The sequence below is a fragment of the Nocardia sp. 2TAF39 genome (genome assembly GCF_052114905.1).
In the GTDB taxonomy this organism is placed as follows: domain Bacteria; phylum Actinomycetota; class Actinomycetes; order Mycobacteriales; family Mycobacteriaceae; genus Nocardia.
The window spans coordinates 135,331-153,177 of sequence record NZ_JBFRFQ010000015.1 but is presented as its reverse complement, the minus strand read 5'-3'; the positions used below and the strand labels follow the sequence as shown (position 1 = coordinate 153,177).

Here is a 17,847-nt window from a genome sequence, read left to right as displayed (position 1 = left end):
GCCGACGACACGATAGACACACCGACCAGAGGACTGACGAGACCCGTGCCTGCGCTGACACTGACGAGGTTGCTACGGATTGGTGAGGGTCGCATTGTCAAGCGGCTTTCGCATTTCGCGGACCAGGTGCTCGACCTCGAGGCGGACTACGAGTCGTTCACCGACGCCGAGCTGCGCGGCAAGACCGACGAGTTCCGGGAGCGCTACGCGGAGATGGTCGACGACGGCGAGAGCGATCCGCTCGGCCAGTTGATGGCCGAGGCGTTCGCGGTCGCGCGCGAGGCGTCCTGGCGGGTGCTCAGCCAGAAGCACTACAAGGTGCAGGTCATGGGCGGCGCTGCGCTGCACACCGGCAACATCGCCGAGATGAAGACCGGTGAGGGCAAGACCCTCACCTGTGTGCTGCCCGCCTACCTGAACGCGATCAGCGGCGACGGCGTGCACGTCGTCACGGTGAACGACTACCTGGCCAAACGTGACGCCGAGTGGATGGGCCGCGTGCACCGCTTCCTCGGTCTCGAGGTCGGCGTGATCCTGTCCGGCATGACTCCCGCCCAGCGGCGGGCGGCCTACAACGCCGACATCACCTACGGTACGAACAACGAGTTCGGCTTCGACTACCTGCGCGACAACATGACCCACTCGCTGGACGACCTGGTGCAGCGCGGACACAACTTCGCCATTGTCGACGAGGTCGACTCCATCCTGATCGACGAGGCGCGCACCCCGCTGATCATCTCCGGTCCGGCCGACGCCTCCTCGAAGTGGTATGCCGAGTTCGCGCGCATCGCGCCGCTGCTGAAGAAAGACCTGCACTACGAGGTCGACATCAAGAAGCGCACGATCGGTGTGCACGAGGCGGGTGTCGAATTCGTCGAGGATCAGCTCGGCATCGACAACCTGTACGAGGCCGCCAACTCGCCGCTGGTGAGCTACCTGAACAACGCCATCAAGGCCAAGGAGCTCTACGCCCGCGACAAGGACTACATCGTCCGCGACGGCGAGGTGATCATCGTCGACGAGTTCACCGGCCGCATCCTGGTCGGGCGCCGCTACAACGAGGGCATGCACCAGGCGATCGAGGCCAAGGAACAGGTCGAGATCCAGCCGGAGAACCAGACGCTGGCCACCATCACGCTGCAGAACTACTTCCGCCTCTACGACAAGCTGTCCGGCATGACCGGTACCGCCGAGACCGAGGCCGCCGAGCTGCACCAGATCTACTCCCTCGGCGTGGTCCCGATCCCGACGAACAAGCCGATGATCCGTGCCGACCAGTCGGACCTGATCTACAAGACCGAAGAGGCCAAGTTCTCCGCCGTGGTCGACGACGTCACCGAGCGGCACGAGAACGGCCAGCCGGTGCTGATCGGTACCACCAGCGTCGAGCGCTCGGAGTACCTGTCCAAGCAGTTCACCAAGCGCGGCATCCCACACAACGTGCTGAACGCGAAGTTCCACGAGAAAGAAGCCGAGATCATCGCCGAGGCCGGACGGCCGGGCGCGGTGACCGTCGCGACGAACATGGCCGGTCGTGGTACAGACGTCGTGCTCGGCGGCAACCCGGACATCATCACCGACATCCTGCTGCGCAAGCAGGGTCTCGACCCGGTCGAGACGCCCGAGGAGTACGAGCGGGCCTGGCTGCCGACCTTGGATCAGGTCAAGGCGCAGACCGCCGAGGACGCCGATGCGGTGCGTGATGCGGGCGGCCTTTATGTGCTCGGCACCGAGCGCCACGAGTCGCGCCGCATCGACAACCAGCTGCGTGGTCGCTCCGGCCGTCAGGGCGACCCCGGCGAGTCCCGCTTCTACCTGTCGCTGGGCGACGAGCTGATGCGCCGCTTCAACGGCGCCGCGCTGGAAGCGATCATGACCCGGCTGAACCTGCCCGACGACGTGCCGATCGAGGCGAAGATGGTCTCCAAGGCCATCAAGAGCGCACAGACCCAGGTCGAGCAGCAGAACTTCGAGATACGCAAGAACGTCCTCAAGTACGACGAGGTGATGAACCAGCAGCGCACAGTCATCTACGGCGAGCGCAACCGGATCCTGCGCGGCGAGGACATGGAGGGCCAGGTCCAGAGCATGATCACGGACGTGACCACCGCCTACGTGGACGGCGCCACCGCCGAGGGCTACGTCGAGGACTGGGATCTGGACAAGCTGTGGACGGCGCTCGAGACGCTGTACCCGGTGGGCGTGGACTACAAGGATTTGACCGGCGAAACCGAGATCGGCGAAGCGGGCGAGCTGTCCCGCGAGGAACTGCTCGAGGCGCTGCTGGACGACGCGCATGATGCCTATGAGCGCCGCGAAGCCGAGATCGACGGACTCGCGGGTGCGGGCAGCATGCGCAATCTCGAACGACAGGTACTGCTTTCGGTGCTCGACCGCAAATGGCGCGAGCACCTCTACGAGATGGACTATCTCAAGGAGGGCATCGGCTTGCGCGCCATGGCGCAGCGCGACCCGCTGGTCGAGTACCAGCGCGAGGGCTTCGACATGTTCGCCGCGATGCTCGAAGGCCTGAAGGAAGAGTCGGTCGGCTTCCTGTTCAACCTTCAGGTCGAGGTGCAGCAGCCGCAGCCGGAGGGCGTTGCGGTCGACCCGGGCCTGCGTTCGCCGGTCGGCGCCATGACCGCACCGCGCCCCCTGCCCACCGAGGAGGCGCGCGTCGCCAACGGTAACGGTGTCCCGGCTGCCTTACGGGCCAAGGGCATCGACGAGGGTGGCCCGCGCGGCTTCAGCTACTCGGGTCCGGACGAGGGCGGTCGCGCCGCGGTGCACAGCGATGCCGAGGAGTACGGCGCGGACGGTGCCCAGCCCACCCGCCGCGAGCGCCGTGAAGCCGCCCGCACCGAGGCGAAGGGCAGGCGCGGACCGAAGTCGCGTCGCCGGCACTGATCAGCTGAATCACGAAGGCGCCCGGGGTTTCCCTGGGCGCCTTCGTGATGTCATGGGGGTTTCATGCCGGATCGGCGTAGCGAGTTCCGATGCGCTGCGCCGAAACATTGATGTGAACACTGCCTGGATCGTGGAAACCGAACCATCCACCGCTGGTAACGAACTCGTCTCGGACGCGGCATATGCTCCGATCCGTCACCCGACGCCGAGGCCGAGGGCAGCGTGCGCCGACGACTCGTTGTGGGCGATGAGATACGCGAAGTCGCATTGACGTAATCATTACATCATTGCAGTCTGGTGGTCATGCTGTTCCCTACACCGTCGCTGACGGCAGCGGATGCGGTGGTGTTGGCGGAGGTCGACCGTATGCGGGATGACCTACGTCATCAGCTGCTGGCCACTCCGGCGAAGTTGACCGGCGGCCTGCGAAAGTTCCTCACTGCCGATGCTGTCGCCGCGTCCAACTCCATCGAAGGCTTCAAGGTCTCCACCGTGGACGTGGAAGACCTGATCGCCGGTGAGCGCGACGTCGACGTCTCGGACGAGGATCGGCAGGAGACGCTCGCGTACGAGCAAATGATGACGTATATCCAGACCTTGCACGACGTGGAGGACTTCGGTTACAGCACGGGCTTCCTCAACGCCTTGCATTGGATGCTGCAAGGACACCGGCATGCATCACGCAAGCCCGCAGGCCAGTGGCGGCGCGGACCGGTCTACGTCACCGATACTCGTGATCCGAGCATCGCCGCCTACACCGCGCCGGAGGCCGATGTCGTTCCCGCGTTGATGGCGGAGTTGACCGAGTGGCTCGAGTACGACGACGGCTCACACACCTTGGTCCGCGCCGCTATGGCACATCTGCATCTCGTGTCGATTCACCCGTGGGCCGACGGTAACGGCCGAATGTCGCGGTCGCTGCAGACTTTGATGATCGCGCGCGAAGGTGTTCTCGCCCCGGAGTTTTCGTCGATCGAGGCATGGCTGGGCCGCCCTGGCAATACCTGGGAGTACTACCAGGTGCTCGGCAGGCGCGGGCGCGAGTATCGGCCCGACCAGGACGTCGCCGAATGGCTTCGGTTCAACCTGACCGCCTACCATCAGCAGGCCCAGACCGTGCACGCTCGTTTCCGTCGCTCCGGCCAGGTGTGGGATGCCTTGACCGACTTCGCGAATCGCGAAGCTCTCGATCAACGCCTGGTCACCGCCCTGCACGACGTCGCGATATCCGGCCGGGTCCGTCGCACCCGCTACGAACAGAACGAGGGCCTGAGCCTGCAGCAAGCACAGCGCGATTTGCGCGACCTCGTCCGCGCCCGGATCCTGGAGCCCGTCGGGCGCACGCGTGCCCGTTACTACATGGCCGGACCGCACTTTCCGGAGACGGCGTCGGACCTCGCGCATACCCCGGTGGTTCTGGTCGACCCGTACGACGAACAGCGCTGAGTAGTGCGATCGGAGGCTGGCACAGGCGATGCAGTCGCCGGATCAATCCGGGCTGTCCCCAGCCGGCATGCGGGCCGGGGTGTCTTGAAGCAGGGGGTCGATCACTGTGGGCGTGGTTCCCCGCTCGGGTGGCTGCTGCGGTTCGATGACGACGGGCTGCACGTGGTTCGAGGAATGGCCATTCGTACCGGCACAACCCGACGGGCATCAGGCCGCTTGTGCTCGGTCAACCGCGATGGTTACGACCAGCTCTCGTTGGAGTTGAGGGCGGTCAGCAACATTCGGATGGCGGCAACCCGCCGTTCCTTGCCGGGGAGGTTGTCGAGGGCGCATTCGGGGTCGGCCGGTGGGCCGAGGTGGGTGCAGCCGCGAGGGCAGTCCTCGATAGCAGCGGCGAGGTCGTCGAATGCGGCGATGACGTCGTCGGGGGTGATGTGGGCCAGGCCGAAGGAGCGGACGCCCGGGGTGTCGATCACCCAGCCACTGTCGGGAAGGGGGATGGCCACCGACTGGGTGGAGGTGTGTTTGCCCTTGCCGACGCCGGAAACCGCGCCCACCGCCCGGTCTGCTTCCGGCACAAGACGATTCACCAACGTCGACTTGCCGACGCCGGAATGCCCGATCAGGGCGGTAAGTCTGCCGTCGAGCAGTTCGAGCACCGGATCCAACGGGTCGTCGACGCCGCCGTAGATGATGATGAGATCCAGATCGTCGAAGGACGAGGCGAATTCGGAGTCCGCCGCCAGGTCGTGCTTGGTCAGGCACAGGATCGGCTGCAGCCCACCGGCATACGCCGCGACCATCGCGCGCTCGACGAAACCGGTGCGCGGTGGCGGGTCGGCCAGGGCGACCACGATGAACAGCTGCTCGGCGTTGCCCACCACGATCCGCTCGAACGGATCGGTGTCGTCTGCGGTGCGGCGCAATACCGTTCGACGATCGGTGACCCGTACGATCCGGGCAAGAGTGTCCGGCTTTCCGGACAGGTCGCCGACCACATCCACCTGGTCGCCGACCACGATAGGAGTGCGCCCGAGTTCCCTGGCCCGCATGGCGACGATCAGCCGATCCGGATCGCCGCCGAGTACACACCCCCAGCGGCCACGGTCGACAGAGACCACCATGGCGGATTCGGCATTGCTGTGCTGCGGCCGAGTCTTGGTGCGGGGGCGGGAACTTCGCCCCGGCCGGACCCGGACGTCGGATTCGTCGTAGCTGGCGGTGGAGCGTCCTGCCCGGCTCAGCGTGCTCCTCCTTGACCGGATAGCGCGGGGTCGAGCATCCGCTCCCACAGCGAGACGAAATTCGGTAGCGTCTTGGCGGTAGTCTCGATGTCCTCGATCTCGACACCGGGCAGCCGAAGACCGAGAATTGCTCCCGCCGTTGCCATCCGGTGATCGGCGTAGGAATGCCACTTGCCGCCGTGCAACTCCGCGGGCACGATCTCCAGCCCGTCCTCGGCCTCGGTGACCTTACCGCCGAGCCGGTTGATCTCGGTGGACAATGCGGCCAGCCGGTCGGTCTCGTGTCCGCGCAGGTGCGCGATCCCGCGCAGCCGGGACGGGGAATCGGCCAGCGCGGCCAGGGCCGCGACGGTTGGCGTCAGCTCGCCCACGTCGTGCAGGTCGATGTCGATGCCCGCGAGCCGGTCGGGTCCGTGCACGGTCAGGACACCGTCGAAGATCCGTGCCTCGGCGCCCATCCGCACCAGGATCTCGCGGATCACGTCGCCCGGCTGAGTGGTCAACCGAGGCCAGTGCGGGATGCTGACCTCACCGCCGGTGACCGCGGCCGCAGCAAGGAACGGGGTTGCGTTGGACAGATCCGGCTCGACCTCCCAATCCACCGCCCGGATCGGTCCATGCTCGACGGTCCAGGTCTGCGCCTTGCGATTGTCCGCGGGCGCCTGCACCCGCACGTCAGCGCGACGCAGCATCTCCACGGTCATCTCGATGTGCGGCATCGAGGGCAGCGCCTTGCCGTCGTGGTGGACGACGAGCCCCTCCTCGAAGCGGGCAGCCGAAAGCAACAGGCCCGAGACGAACTGAGACGACCCGGACGCATCTATGGTCACCGTGCCGCCCCGCAGCGCGCCGGTTCCGTGCACCGTGAACGGAAGCGCGTCGCCGTCGATATCGGCGCCGAGGCTGCGCAACGCGTCGAGGATCGTGCGAAGCGGGCGGATCCTGGCCTGCTCGTCGCCGTCGAACGCGACATCGCCGGACGCCAGCGCCGCGACCGAGGGGAGGAAGCGCATCACGGTGCCCGCGAGCCCGCAGTCGACCGTGCCGCCGCCCAGCGCGGCCGGGGTGACGGACAGTATGTCGCCGTCGCCGTAGATGCGCGCGCCGAGCGCGCACAGCGCGGCGATCATCAGGTTCGTGTCCCGGCTGCGCAGCGCGCCTGCGATCGTCGAGGGGCCGTCGGCCAAGGCGGCCAGGATGAGCGCCCGGTTCGTGATCGATTTGGATCCGGGCAGGGTCACGGTCGCGTGCACGGGGACATCGACATGGGGCGCTGGCCAGAAAGTCACTCGTCCATCATCGCACTGTGTTTGTTTGCCGCGCGGGCGCGGCGTGTTCGCGGCCCCCTTGTGGCTCGCGTCCGAGCGGCCAAAACACAGCCAAAAACACCGATCAAACACTGTGCCGTCCGTGCAGGAACGGGACCAGCTTGCGCAGCAGCTTCATGGTGGCGTTGGTGCGGGAATAGCTGAGCAGCGCCATGCCGGGGATGGCGAAGCGCTGCAGCGCGATCGAGTGCGGCCGGACGAATTCGCGCAGGCCGGGCTCGCCGTGGATGCGGCCGATGCCGGAGTCGCCGACTCCGCCGAAGGGCAGGCCGGGGATGGCGGCGAAGGCGAGCACCGAATTCACCGAGGTGGCGCCGACACGCAACCTGCGTGCGATATCCAGGCCGTTCTTCTTCGAGTACACCGCGGCGGCCAGGCCGTATTTGGAGTTGTTGGCCAGTTCGACCGCCTCGTCCACGCTGTCCACGGTGCGGATGGTGACGGTGGGCCCGAAGGTCTCCTCGCACACCGCCTCGGAGCTCTCGTCCACGTCCACGAGCACGACCGGCTCGATGAAGGGGGCCTTGACCGACGCCGTCCCGCCGAGCACCGCGGTGCCGCCGTTCTTCAGCGCGTCCTCGATGTGGCGGCGCACGATATCTACCTGGCTCGGCATGGTCATCGGACCGTAGTCGGCTTTGTCGTCGGAGCCGGGCCTGATGTCGGTCAAGATGCGCTTGACCTCGGCGATGAACTCCTCGCGCACCGAGCGGTCCACGTACACTCGCTCCACACCCGCGCAGGTCTGGCCACTATTGGAGGTAGCGCCCCAGGCGACAGCGTCGGCGGCAGCCTTGATGTCGGCGTCGGCGGCGATGATCACCGCGTCCTTGCCGCCGCACTCCAGCAGGACAGGTGTGAGGTTCTCCGCCGCGGTGGCCATGATCCGCTTACCGGTGGCCGTGGAGCCGGTGAAGGCGATCTTGTCGACGCCCGAGCGGACCAGTGCCGCGCCGGTGGCGCCGTAACCGTTGATCGTGACGAACACGCCCTCGGGCAGTTCGGGGTTCGCCTCGGCGAACGCGTCGGCGAGGAAATTGCCGATGCTCGTGGCGAATTCACTCGGCTTGAACACCACCGTGTTACCCGCGGCCAGGGCGTAGGCGATGGAGCCGTTCGGGGTGTAGACCGGGTAGTTCCACGGACCGATCACGCCGATGACGCCGAGCGGGCGCTGCTCGAGCCGGGCGGCGAAGTTCGCCATCAGCGCGCCGGGGTAGATCTTCCTGGGGGAAAGAACCTTCTCGGCGTGCTTGGCCGCCCATGCGATGTGCTCTAGCGCGGTCATCAGCTCCAGGAAAGCGTCGTCGAGCGGCTTGCCGTTCTCGGCGTGGATCAGCTCGCAGAACTTCTCCGAGTTCTGCACCAACTTGCTCGACCAGCGCAGCAAATACCCGCGCCGCTCGTCGAAGCTCAGCGCGCCCCAGGTGGTCGCCGCGGCGCGGGCCTTCGCGACCGCCGCGGCCACCGCAGCGTCGTCGGCTATGACGTGCGTGCCGATCACCTCGCCTGTCGCCGGATTGACCGACGTGAGTGCCGAATCGTGATCGGCCGGTTTGGTGTCGGTGGATGTCACAGTGGATCTCCTCTTGCCGTCTGCGGTGGCTTGGTTGGTGCGCGCGCCCGAGTGCACGGGCGCAATGACCACCTTTGTGAGAGAATGTTATTTCAAAACTCTCAACTAGTCATCAACTACTGATCGATTGTCCCCGAGACTGTCGGTGACGGGTGGGAGTATCGAGATATGTGCGGACGATATGCGACCACTACCGATCCCGGGAGGCTCGCGGTCGAACTGGATGCGATTGACGAGACCGAGACCAGCGGCGCTCGAACCGCATTCACCAACTACAACGTCGCCCCGACCACCCAGATCCTTACCGTGGTCGAGCGGCACCAACGAGAGCGCGCGGACGACAGTCCGACACTGCGTATCCGGCGCATGCGCTGGGGGCTGATCCCGGTCTGGACCAAGGCCGCCGAGCGCGGCGTCCCGGTGAAGGGCAAGCCGCTGTTCAACGCCCGCGCCGACAAGGCAGCCACCACGCCGGCCTTCCGCGACGCGGTGAGGTATCGGCGCTGCCTGGTGCCGATGGACGGCTGGTACGAGTGGGTCGTCGCCCCGAACGCCGAGCCGGGCGCGAAGGGCAAGGTCGCCAAGCATCCGTACTACATGGCGAATGCCGATGGCTCCCGCCTGTACATGGCGGGTCTGTGGTCGGTGTGGCGCGATCGTTCTCTGCCGGAAAGCGAACCGCTGCTGTCGTGCACCATCCTGACCACCGACGCGATCGGCGACCTGACCCGCATCCACGACCGGATGCCACTGCCCATGCCGAAGGAGCACTGGGACGCCTGGCTGGATCCGGATCACCCTGCTCCGGCCGGCCTGCTGGACACCCCGAGCGAAGAGGTGGTCGCGGGAATCGTGCCGCGGCCGGTTCCCGCGCTGGTCAACAGCGTGCGCAACAATGGGCCGGAACTGCTTGCTCGAGTGCGGGATCGGGCTGAGGACGGGCAGATCAATCTGCTCTGATCCACCCGACCGAGAGACTCGAAACCGGGCAGCCGAGCTGCCCGGTTCGTCGAGATCAGCCGGTCAGAACGAGCACTTCACGCTCGGGGTCATGATATTCAGCCCGCACTTGATAACCCCGGCGAAGAGATCGATGATTTTGCTGGTCACGCTCCCGCCGAGCTTCTCGGCTTTCTCGGACTTGTCGTCCTTCTTCAGCTTGAACCCACCGGACGGGGAGTCATCGGCGCCTAGACCGTCGAAGGGGAAGTCGCTGACCTGCGTGATCGACGGGAGGTTCGGCGCTGCGGCGGACTCCGGGGCACAGAGCGTTACCGAACCGAGAGCCAAGACGAGAGCTCCGAACAACGCGACGATCATGGTGCGCAAATGCTGCGCGGACATTCGCATCACATCCTCGAGTCGAATGAACCTGGCCTGTTCAGTAACGCACAGATCACAGCGAATCGGGTCCGAATTACACCGACGCCACCGGCGCTGTCACCGCAGAAGTCAGCCGGACCAGGTCGGCGGGCGCCAGCTCGATCTCCAGTCCGCGCCGCCCCGCGGAGCACAGCACCCGGTCCCAGGACAGCGCGGACGCGTCGACCACGGTGGGTAGCGGCTTGCGCTGGCCGAGCGGGGAGATGCCGCCGAGCACGTACCCGGTCGTCTTCTCCGCCCGCGTCTTGTCGGCCATGCTCGCCTTCGGCGCCCCGAGCGCCGCGGCGGCGGCCTTGAGCGACAACGTGTTCGGCACCGGAAGCACGGCCACCGCGAGCGAGCCGGTGGTCAGCTCGATGACCAGGGTCTTGAAGATCTGCTGGGCCGCGAGCCCGAGCTCGGCGGCCAGCGCGTCGACTGCCTCGGTGCCGTAGGAGTCGGCACGCGGATCGTGCTTGTAGGCGTGCACGCGGTGGGCCACCCCAGCCTGGGCCAGGGTGCGGATCGCCGGGGTCGAGGCTCCTGCCATGGCCGGAACTCTAGCGGCGCGACCTGCACGGGGCGGCAACGGCTTTTGCTGCCGGACATGGTTACGGGAACACCGTGCGGGCCGCGCATGTTGTAGGCGATACATAGCGCTCGGAGGAATCTCCACCCTCTGTCGCACGTGACCAGGCCCTGTGAACAACGTGAAGGAGATGTCGGTGCCCGTGCTGCTCGACGATCGTCCGGTATGGACCGAGGCGTTACCGACACGAGCCGGATTCTCGCTCGACATGCCGTTGCCGGTAGATTTGGCAAGTACGGCGATCGAAGGGACAGGTGTGACGAGCGACGATGACGTGGTGGCCGACGATGTCGCCGCGGTCGACGATGCCGAGCTGGCTCAGCGGTTCGAGCGGGACGCGCTCCCGCTGCTCGACCAGCTCTATGGCGCCGCGCTGCGCATGACCAGAAACCCGGCCGACGCCGAGGACTTGGTGCAGGAGACGTATGTCAAGGCGTTTCAGGGATTCAAATCCTTCAGGGAAGGCACCAACCTCCGTGCCTGGCTGTATCGAATCCTGACCAACACCTACATCAACTCCTACCGCAAGAAGCAGCGTCAGCCCGCGCAGTACCCGACCGACGAGATCACCGACTGGCAGCTGGCCGCGACCGCCGAGCACACCTCGCAGGGGCTGCGGTCGGCCGAGGTCGAGGCGCTGGACGCGCTGCCCGACGACGACATCAAGGCAGCACTGCAGGAACTGCCGGAAGAATTCCGGATGGCGGTGTACTACGCCGACGTAGAGGGCTTCCCGTACAAGGAAATCGCCGACATCATGGGCACTCCCATCGGTACGGTGATGTCCCGGCTGCACCGCGGCCGCAAGCAACTGAAGGGTTTGCTCGCCGATGTGGCGCGCGAGCGCGGATTCAACCGTTCGGGGGAACGCCAGGAGGTCAAGCAGTGAGCGAGCGTAGCGAGCGAACCGCAAACGCCACGACGGAACCGAGCGACAGCGAGGTGGAGTCGTGAGTATCGAGCGGGACCCCGATATGGAGCTCGATTGCACGGCGGTACTCGCCGATGTGTGGTTGATACTGGACGGGGAATGCGACGACGCTACCAAGGCCCGGTTGCAGCACCACATGGACCATTGCAGCCCTTGTATCGAGGCCTACGGCATCGAGGAGAAGATCAAGGGTTTGCTCAGCCGCAAGTGCGGCGGCGACCGCGCGCCGGATTCTCTGCGCGAGCGACTGACCATCGAGATCCGTAAATCGACCACCTTCATCGAAAGCACTATCGAGACCTCGGAGTAGTCGAGCCGGACAAGCCGAGCGGCACGCCTTCCCCAGCGGGAAGTGCGTGCCGCTTCGTGCTTTTCGGCCGAGCGTTTCGCTCAGGAGTTGGGCCGCTTGCCGTGGTTGGCCGCATTGCCCTTCCTGCTACGCTTCTTACGTCCGCGCTTACCCATGAGTAGTCTCCCTTCTGGTTGAAGCACATTGTTTCATGTGTGGTTGGCTGTAGCTTCAGCGGATACAGGCCAACGAGTGAATGGGGTGTCATGGCTGAGGAAGTGCTCGCCGAGCTGGTGTCGGTCGTCTACCAGGTGGTCGTGGCGGAAGGCGACAACGTGCAGGAGGGCGACACCCTGGTGATCCTCGAGTCGATGAAGATGGAGATCCCGGTGGTCGCGGAGTCCAACGGCACGGTGACCTCGATCGGCGTCAAGGAGGGCGACGCGATCAAGGCGGGCCACCTGATCGCGGTCATCTCCTGACCTATTGCGGCGGTAGACCTTTATGGCGACTCTGAGCGAGCTCCTGGCCGAGCACACCGACCTACCCGGCGTCGCCGTCGACCATCTGCAGCGGGTGGTGGGTGATTGGCAGCTGCTCGCCGATCTGTCCTTCGCTGACCTCCTGCTCTGGGTCGGAGCGGGCCCGGTATCGGCTGGGGCCGACATCGTATGCGTCGCCCAGTGCCGCCCTACCACCGCGCCCACCGTGCATCAGGAGGACATGGTCGGCACGCTTGCCCTGAAAGCCGATCATCCTCAAGTGTTCGACGCGCTGGTGACCGGACAGGTCGTGCGCGCGGACAGCGATGTCGAGGCCTCCGGCGTCTACCATCCGCGCCCGGTGCACGCGGTCCGCGAGGCCATTCCGGTGCGCTGCGGCGACGACGTGATCGCGGTGCTCAGCCGGGACACCGACCTGCAACGCTCCCGGGTGCGCAGCACGCTGGAGATCGCCTACGTCGCCTGCTCGGACGACCTGTGCCAGATGATTGCCGACGGCACCTTCCCGACCACAGAGGACCGTGCGGCCACCCACTCCAGTCCGCGCGCCGGAGACGGTTTCATCCGGCTCGACACCGAGGGCATCGTCGTTTACGCCAGCCCGAATGCGTTGTCGGCATACCACCGGATGGGTTTGCAGGCCGATCTCGCGGGACAGGATCTCGCTGTCACCACCCGCTCGTTGATCACCGACCCGTTCGACGCGCAAGAAGTGGTCGGCGACATCCAGGCTGCCCTGGCCGGGCGGACCGGACGGCGCATGGAGGTCGAGGCGCGTGGCGCGACCGTGCTGCTGCGCACTCTGGTGCTGCGCCCGCACGGTGAACTGGCAGGCGCCGCCGTACTCGTTCGCGACGTCACCGAGGTCAAGCGCCGCGACCGCGCGCTGCTCAGCAAAGACGCCACCATCCGGGAGATCCACCACCGGGTGAAGAACAACCTGCAGACCGTCGCCGCGCTGCTCCGCCTCCAGGCTCGCCGCACCGAGAACGAGGAGGCGCAGGTCGCGCTCACCGAGTCGGTACGCAGGGTCACCTCGATCGCATCGGTACACGAGATGCTGTCTATGTCGGTGGACGAAGAGGTCGACCTGGACGAGGTCGTCGACCGGCTGCTGCCGATCATGGCCGACGTCGCCACCGTGCACACCGCCCGGATCAAGGTGCGCCGGGCGGGTTCGCTCGGTGTGTTCTCCGCGGAACGCGCGACCCCGTTGGTGATGGTGCTGACCGAACTGGTGCAGAACGCCATCGAGCACGCCTTCGACTCCGGGGAGAACGGCACGGTCACCATCCGTTCCGAACGCTCGGCCCGCTGGCTCGACGTGATCATCAGCGACGACGGCCGCGGCCTCCCCCCCGGTTTCAGCCTGGAATCCTCCGACCGCCTCGGCCTCCAGATCGTCCGCACCCTCGTGACCGCCGAATTGGGCGGCTCCATCGGACTGCACCCCGGTGCCGACATCGGCACCGACGCGGTACTGCGCGTCCCCCTGGGCCGCCGCTCCGCGCGATAATGCTGTGTTTTTGGCCGCGCCCGCGCGGCCAAAAACACAGCTGCAAAGACAACACAGCCCGGCACCTTTGTGGGTGCCGGGCTGAAAATGCGTTACCGGGCCGGGCTGAATGGCCCGGTAAGGCGGATCGTCTGGCTAGACGACAGTGCGGGTGCGGGTGCGCGCGTTCCGGCGTTTGAGCGCCCGGCGCTCGTCCTCGCTCATACCACCCCATACACCGGCATCCTGTCCGGACTTCAGGGCCCAGGACAGGCAGTCGGCGGTGACGGGGCAGCGAGCGCAGACCAGCTTGGCATCGGCAATCTGTGCGAGCGCCGGACCACTGTTACCCACCGGGAAGAACAGCTCGGGGTCCTCATCGCGACAGATGGCCTTGTGGCGCCAGTCCATTCCTCTGCTCCTTTGCTGGGCGCCGCAAGAAGGCGCCTATGGTTTCTGGTTCGTTCACTTGTGCGACTCGAATGTTTCCGCACGGTTGCTTGTGAATGCTTTCACGAACACCGTAGATGTCAATAGGCATGCGGTGCACCGTGGGGAAGCTCACGCTCTCAAGGTCCCCGTACGGGGAACCTGCCCGGTCCTTTGTACTCGCTCTACCGGGTTTTTGCAGCACAACCGCGATGTTTTTCGCGGTGTTTCGCACTCAGTCCGGCTGCGGCGCGATCACCCCGAGGACGTCGGGTACCGACGTGAACTCCACCACGTTGCGCTTCCCGATGAAGTCGCCGTCGAGTTGCAGACCGATGGGTTCCTTGGACTCAATCCTTACGGAGGGCACGTCGTCGTCGCGAAATAGATTGCGGGACTTGGGATTTCCTCCAGCGGCGAGAAGTTGACGCGCGAGCCGGAGGGTTGGGAGCACCGCCATCGAGCGCACAGCAAACAGTCCGAGTCCGTTCTCGAACCGGGTGCCCGGGTTGGTGTGCACCGGGGTGTCGTTCAGATAGGTCCACGGTGTGGTGTTCGTAACGAAGGCGTAATGCACGCCGCTCACGGCCGCATGGCCCGGGATTTCGATCCGAACGCTCGGTTCCTTGCGTCTGGCTCGGAAGAATTGTCGCACAGTTGTTCGAACATAGCGCGCCGCGGTCGCCGCGTGACCGTCGGCGCGGCTGGCGTCGATCGCCTCGCACACGTCAGCGTCCAAACCGACACCCGCGCTGAAGCAGAACCAGCGGTCGTCGGCCGTGCCGAGCCCGATGCGGCGGTCCTTGTCCAGCGTCAGCAGGTCGATGAGCTGGTTGGTCGCGGTGACCGGGTCGGGCGAGATGCCCAGCGCTCTGGCGAAGACGTTCGCCGAGCCGCCGGGGATCACGCCGAGGCGGGGCAGCCAGGCCTGACCGTCGTTCAGTTCGGGTAGCGGTAGGAAACCGTTGATGGTCTCGTTGACGGTGCCATCGCCGCCGTGCACCACGATCAGGTCCATCTCGTTGGTAGCGGCCCACTGTGCCAATTCGGCGGCGTGGCCGCGGTGCTGGGTGTGTGCAACGGTCAGCTGGGTGCGGCTCTCCAGCGCGTGCGCCAGCAGGTCCCGGGTTGCCGGCGTAGTCGAGGTGGCATTCGGGTTCACGATCAGGAGCGTCCGCACGTTCGCAGCCTAGTTTGCTCCGGACCCGCACCGGAAAGCGGCAAACGCGACCCGGGGGGTCGCGCCTCCGCCGATGCCACGGAGGTGTCCCGTTCGTCCGGGTCGTAGGCTTGCCGCCGTGAGCGAGCGGAGCGAGCGAACCGTGGGTACAGCCGAGCATTGCTCGGTCATGGCGGAGCCGAGCGTCAGCGAGGTGGAGTCATGAGCGAGCGGAGCGAGCGAACCGTGGGTACAGCCGAGCATTGYTCGGTCATGGCGGAGCCGAGTGCCGGCGAGGCGCGCCGATGAGTGATAAGGGTGCGGGTTCGGCCGGTGTGCCGACGACGGTGCGTGCGGCCGGTGGTGTGGTGACCCTCGAGGGGGTGGTCGCCGTCGTCGTCGCGGTCGTGCTGGTTGCGCGCGGGTTGCTCGGCCACGACCAGAGCGCGGCGAGTGGGTACGGCACGGCCGCCTGGTTCGGCATTCTCGGCGGCGCGGTGTTGGCCGCGGGCATCGGACTACTGCTGGGGAAGCGCTGGGGTCGCGCGATCGCCGTCATCGCCCAGTTGCTGCTGCTGCCGGTCACCTGGTCGCTGCTCACCGATTCGCACCAGCCGATCTATGGCGCGCTGCTCGGGATCGTCGCGGTCGCTGCGCTCGTGCTCCTGTTCGCGCCGCCGTCGACCCGCTGGATGGCGCAGGACTACGGGCTCGAGCCCGATTAGTCCGCGGCGGCCGCTCCGGAAGCGTGGTAACGGGCGGTGCGCAGCGCCGCACGGCAGAGCTGGTCGGCGTGCCTGGTGGTTTCGGGCAGCCGGTAGCGCGGGGTCAGGGCGAGCACCTGCGCGCATGCCGTGTCGAGGTCGATGCGGTGGCCGACGGAGACGAACACGGGTTTCACGCCGGTCCTGGTGCACAGCGCGCGTCCGACCACTTCTGCGTCGATGGTGATGTCGGTGGTGGCGCCGCGCTCGCGGCCGGGCTCGACATAGTCGCCCCACACAGTCTTCGCGACGCCGATCGTCGGCACTCCGGTGAGCAGTCCGAGGTGGCAGGCCAAACCGAAACGGTGCGGGTGCGCGAGCCCCTGCCCGTCGCAGACCAGCAGATCGGGTGCGGTATCGAGCTTTTCGAGGGCGGCAAGTGCGGTCGGAAGCTCGCGGAAGGCGAGCAGGCCGGGCACGTACGGGAAGGTGGCGACACCGTGCGCGACGGTGGAGGTGACGGGCCTCAGCGTGGTGGCGTCCAGGACGACCGCCGCGGCGACGGCGCTGGTGTCGTCGTAGGCGGAGTCGAGCCCGGCCGCCATGCGGAACCGCGTGCCCGGCGCGGTGCGCTGATCGACTTGTGGCCGCAGGTCGTCCTGGATCGCCATAGCCTCCTGTGCGGTCGTCGGCCAGGTAACGCGATAGGCGTGCGCGAGCCACGACATGGCCGGTGCCGTTACCTCGCGTCGGCGGCCAGCGTGCCGAGAGCGGTGCCCGCGAGCCGGTAGCCGATCCACTCGTCCTGTACCACGGCGCCGATCGACTCGTAGAAGTCGATCGAGGGCTTGTTCCAGGTCAGCACCGACCAGGCGACGCGGCTGTAGCCGTTGTCCACGGCCTCCTTCGCCAGCGCCGCCAGCAGCGCCTTGCCGTAACCCCTGCCCCGGGTCTCCGGCTTGACATATAGGTCCTCCAGGTAGATGCCGTGCACCCCGTCCCAGGTGGAGAAGTTGAGGAACCAGATGGCGCAGCCGACCAGACCGGTGTCGTCCGCCACCACGTGCGCGAAGACTTTCGGCTCCGGCCCGAACATCGCGGTGTCCAGCTGCTCGGCGGTGACCGTGCACTCGTGCTGCGACTTCTCGTATTCGGCCAAGTCGTGGACGAGGTCCACGAGCGAGGGCACGTCGGAGGGGACGGCGCGGCGCAGGACGGCCGCGCCGAGGTCGGCGGCGGGGTCGGTGGCGGCGTGGCCGGATCGGGTCACAGTGACGCTCCGTTGGGTAGCAGGTTGTGCGCGTGGATGGTTCGCGTGTCGTGTTCGTAGCCGAGCACGGTCACCGCGCCGGTCGACATGGCGAAGCGGCGGCCCTCCCGGATGTCGAATTCGGCCCATCGGGCGATCAGCGCCCGGGAGAAGTGGCCGTGCCCCACCAGCACGATATCCCGGTCCGGCAGCGCCGGTGCCACGGAGGCGAGCACCCGGTCCGTGCGGGCACGCACCTCGTCGGCGGTCTCGCCGTCGGGGACCGTTCCGGTCCAGATGGTCCAGTCGGGTACGGACTCGCGGATCTGCAGCGTGGTCAATCCCTCGTATGCGCCGTAGTCCCATTCGGCCAGGTCGTCGTCGAGCATGATGTCGGTGAACCCGGCCAGCGTCGCGGTGTGTACCGCGCGTTGCCGCGGGCTGGTCAGCACCAGTGGGTCCCGCAGGTTGAGGGCGGTCAGCAGGGTGCCCGCCGCCCTGGCCTGTTCCTCGCCGCGTTCGGTGAGCGGCAGATCGGTGCGGCCGGTGTGCCGCCCTTGGGTGGACCAGCCGGTCTCGCCGTGCCGGAGCAGCACAACGCGGGCGTCGTCGAGTGCGGACATGAATCCATCATGA

Annotated in this window: 19 protein-coding genes; 8 read left to right on the top strand and 11 right to left on the bottom strand. The window is 66.7% G+C overall.

All coding sequences use genetic code 11. The annotated features are described in order from the left end of the window. Window positions 1–45 precede the first annotated feature (45 nt). The gene (secA, locus tag AB4Z47_RS12290) at window positions 46–2,907 is read left to right on the top strand and encodes a preprotein translocase subunit SecA (protein ID WP_441950401.1); all 2,862 of its coding nucleotides are present in this window, start codon (window positions 46–48) and stop codon (window positions 2,905–2,907) included. A gap of 303 nt (window positions 2,908–3,210) precedes the next feature. Continuing rightward, on the top strand, window positions 3,211–4,353 hold the full coding sequence (locus AB4Z47_RS12285; protein ID WP_441950399.1) for a Fic family protein: 1,143 nt from the start codon (window positions 3,211–3,213) through the stop codon (window positions 4,351–4,353). Between the two features lie 239 nt (window positions 4,354–4,592). Here AB4Z47_RS12285 and rsgA read toward each other — a convergent pair whose 3' ends face one another. The 3 genes from rsgA to AB4Z47_RS12270 all read right to left on the bottom strand — a co-directional run bounded on the left by rsgA (window position 4,593) and on the right by AB4Z47_RS12270 (window position 8,501). Continuing rightward, on the bottom strand, window positions 4,593–5,645 hold the full coding sequence (rsgA, locus tag AB4Z47_RS12280; protein WP_441950398.1) for a ribosome small subunit-dependent GTPase A: 1,053 nt from the start codon (window positions 5,643–5,645) through the stop codon (window positions 4,593–4,595). Beyond that, entirely contained in the window at window positions 5,594–6,886 is a 1,293-nt protein-coding gene (gene aroA / locus AB4Z47_RS12275; RefSeq protein ID WP_441950396.1) for a 3-phosphoshikimate 1-carboxyvinyltransferase, read from the bottom strand. The genes rsgA and aroA overlap by 52 nt, the downstream gene beginning before the upstream one ends. A 103-nt stretch (window positions 6,887–6,989) precedes the next feature. Continuing rightward, window positions 6,990–8,501 carry an aldehyde dehydrogenase family protein gene (locus tag AB4Z47_RS12270; RefSeq protein ID WP_441950395.1) on the bottom strand — a complete coding sequence of 504 codons (1,512 nt, stop codon included), beginning with the start codon at window positions 8,499–8,501 and terminating at the stop codon, window positions 6,990–6,992. A 168-nt stretch (window positions 8,502–8,669) separates the two neighbouring features. Between AB4Z47_RS12270 and AB4Z47_RS12265 the strand changes: the two genes are divergently transcribed. After that, window positions 8,670–9,461, top strand: a complete 792-nt coding sequence (locus tag AB4Z47_RS12265) for an SOS response-associated peptidase (RefSeq protein ID WP_441950393.1) — start codon at window positions 8,670–8,672, stop codon at window positions 9,459–9,461. Window positions 9,462–9,524: 63 nt separating this feature from the next. Here the strand turns inward: AB4Z47_RS12265 and AB4Z47_RS12260 are convergent, their stop codons facing one another. After that, the gene (locus AB4Z47_RS12260) at window positions 9,525–9,845 is read right to left on the bottom strand and encodes a hypothetical protein (protein ID WP_441950391.1); all 321 of its coding nucleotides are present in this window, start codon (window positions 9,843–9,845) and stop codon (window positions 9,525–9,527) included. A gap of 73 nt (window positions 9,846–9,918) precedes the next feature. Then, a complete protein-coding gene (gene ybaK / locus AB4Z47_RS12255) occupies window positions 9,919–10,413 on the bottom strand; it encodes a Cys-tRNA(Pro) deacylase (protein ID WP_441950389.1) in 495 nt (164 codons plus the stop codon). A 247-nt stretch (window positions 10,414–10,660) separates the two neighbouring features. Here ybaK and AB4Z47_RS12250 point away from each other — a divergent pair, with 247 nt between their 5' ends. Next, window positions 10,661–11,341: a sigma-70 family RNA polymerase sigma factor gene (locus AB4Z47_RS12250; protein WP_441950551.1), complete on the top strand. Its 681-nt coding sequence runs from the start codon at window positions 10,661–10,663 to the stop codon at window positions 11,339–11,341. 85 nt (window positions 11,342–11,426) lie between these two features. Further along, entirely contained in the window at window positions 11,427–11,693 is a 267-nt protein-coding gene (rsrA, locus tag AB4Z47_RS12245) for a mycothiol system anti-sigma-R factor (RefSeq protein ID WP_441950549.1), read from the top strand. 80 nt (window positions 11,694–11,773) lie between these two features. Here the strand turns inward: rsrA and AB4Z47_RS12240 are convergent, their stop codons facing one another. After that, the gene (locus AB4Z47_RS12240; RefSeq protein ID WP_110293457.1) at window positions 11,774–11,848 is read right to left on the bottom strand and encodes a 50S ribosomal protein bL37; all 75 of its coding nucleotides are present in this window, start codon (window positions 11,846–11,848) and stop codon (window positions 11,774–11,776) included. A gap of 90 nt (window positions 11,849–11,938) precedes the next feature. Between AB4Z47_RS12240 and AB4Z47_RS12235 the strand changes: the two genes are divergently transcribed. Both AB4Z47_RS12235 and AB4Z47_RS12230 read left to right on the top strand, forming a co-directional pair. Further along, complete coding sequence (locus AB4Z47_RS12235) at window positions 11,939–12,154, top strand: biotin/lipoyl-binding carrier protein (RefSeq protein WP_441950387.1); 216 nt, start codon at window positions 11,939–11,941, stop codon at window positions 12,152–12,154. 22 nt (window positions 12,155–12,176) lie between these two features. After that, window positions 12,177–13,691: a sensor histidine kinase gene (locus AB4Z47_RS12230; protein ID WP_441950386.1), complete on the top strand. Its 1,515-nt coding sequence runs from the start codon at window positions 12,177–12,179 to the stop codon at window positions 13,689–13,691. Window positions 13,692–13,826: 135 nt separating this feature from the next. On the opposite strand, the gene AB4Z47_RS12225 is transcribed toward AB4Z47_RS12230, so the two are convergent. Both AB4Z47_RS12225 and AB4Z47_RS12220 read right to left on the bottom strand, forming a co-directional pair. Then, window positions 13,827–14,081 carry a WhiB family transcriptional regulator gene (locus tag AB4Z47_RS12225; protein WP_011211115.1) on the bottom strand — a complete coding sequence of 85 codons (255 nt, stop codon included), beginning with the start codon at window positions 14,079–14,081 and terminating at the stop codon, window positions 13,827–13,829. Window positions 14,082–14,334: 253 nt separating this feature from the next. Then, a complete protein-coding gene (locus AB4Z47_RS12220; protein WP_441950384.1) occupies window positions 14,335–15,279 on the bottom strand; it encodes a diacylglycerol/lipid kinase family protein in 945 nt (314 codons plus the stop codon). A 284-nt stretch (window positions 15,280–15,563) separates the two neighbouring features. Between AB4Z47_RS12220 and AB4Z47_RS12215 the strand changes: the two genes are divergently transcribed. Continuing rightward, the gene (locus tag AB4Z47_RS12215) at window positions 15,564–15,983 is read left to right on the top strand and encodes a hypothetical protein (protein ID WP_441950382.1); all 420 of its coding nucleotides are present in this window, start codon (window positions 15,564–15,566) and stop codon (window positions 15,981–15,983) included. Here the strand turns inward: AB4Z47_RS12215 and AB4Z47_RS12210 are convergent. From AB4Z47_RS12210 to AB4Z47_RS12200, 3 genes are all read right to left on the bottom strand, one after another. Continuing rightward, the gene (locus tag AB4Z47_RS12210; protein ID WP_441950380.1) at window positions 15,980–16,633 is read right to left on the bottom strand and encodes an endonuclease V; all 654 of its coding nucleotides are present in this window, start codon (window positions 16,631–16,633) and stop codon (window positions 15,980–15,982) included. The two genes, AB4Z47_RS12215 and AB4Z47_RS12210, sit on opposite strands and share 4 nt — an antisense overlap. A gap of 68 nt (window positions 16,634–16,701) precedes the next feature. Continuing rightward, window positions 16,702–17,232, bottom strand: coding sequence for a GNAT family N-acetyltransferase (locus AB4Z47_RS12205; protein ID WP_441950379.1), 531 nt, complete (start codon window positions 17,230–17,232; stop codon window positions 16,702–16,704). Next, on the bottom strand, window positions 17,229–17,834 hold the full coding sequence (locus AB4Z47_RS12200) for an acid phosphatase (RefSeq protein WP_441950377.1): 606 nt from the start codon (window positions 17,832–17,834) through the stop codon (window positions 17,229–17,231). The genes AB4Z47_RS12205 and AB4Z47_RS12200 overlap by 4 nt, the downstream gene beginning before the upstream one ends. Between the last annotated feature and the right edge of the window lie 13 nt (window positions 17,835–17,847).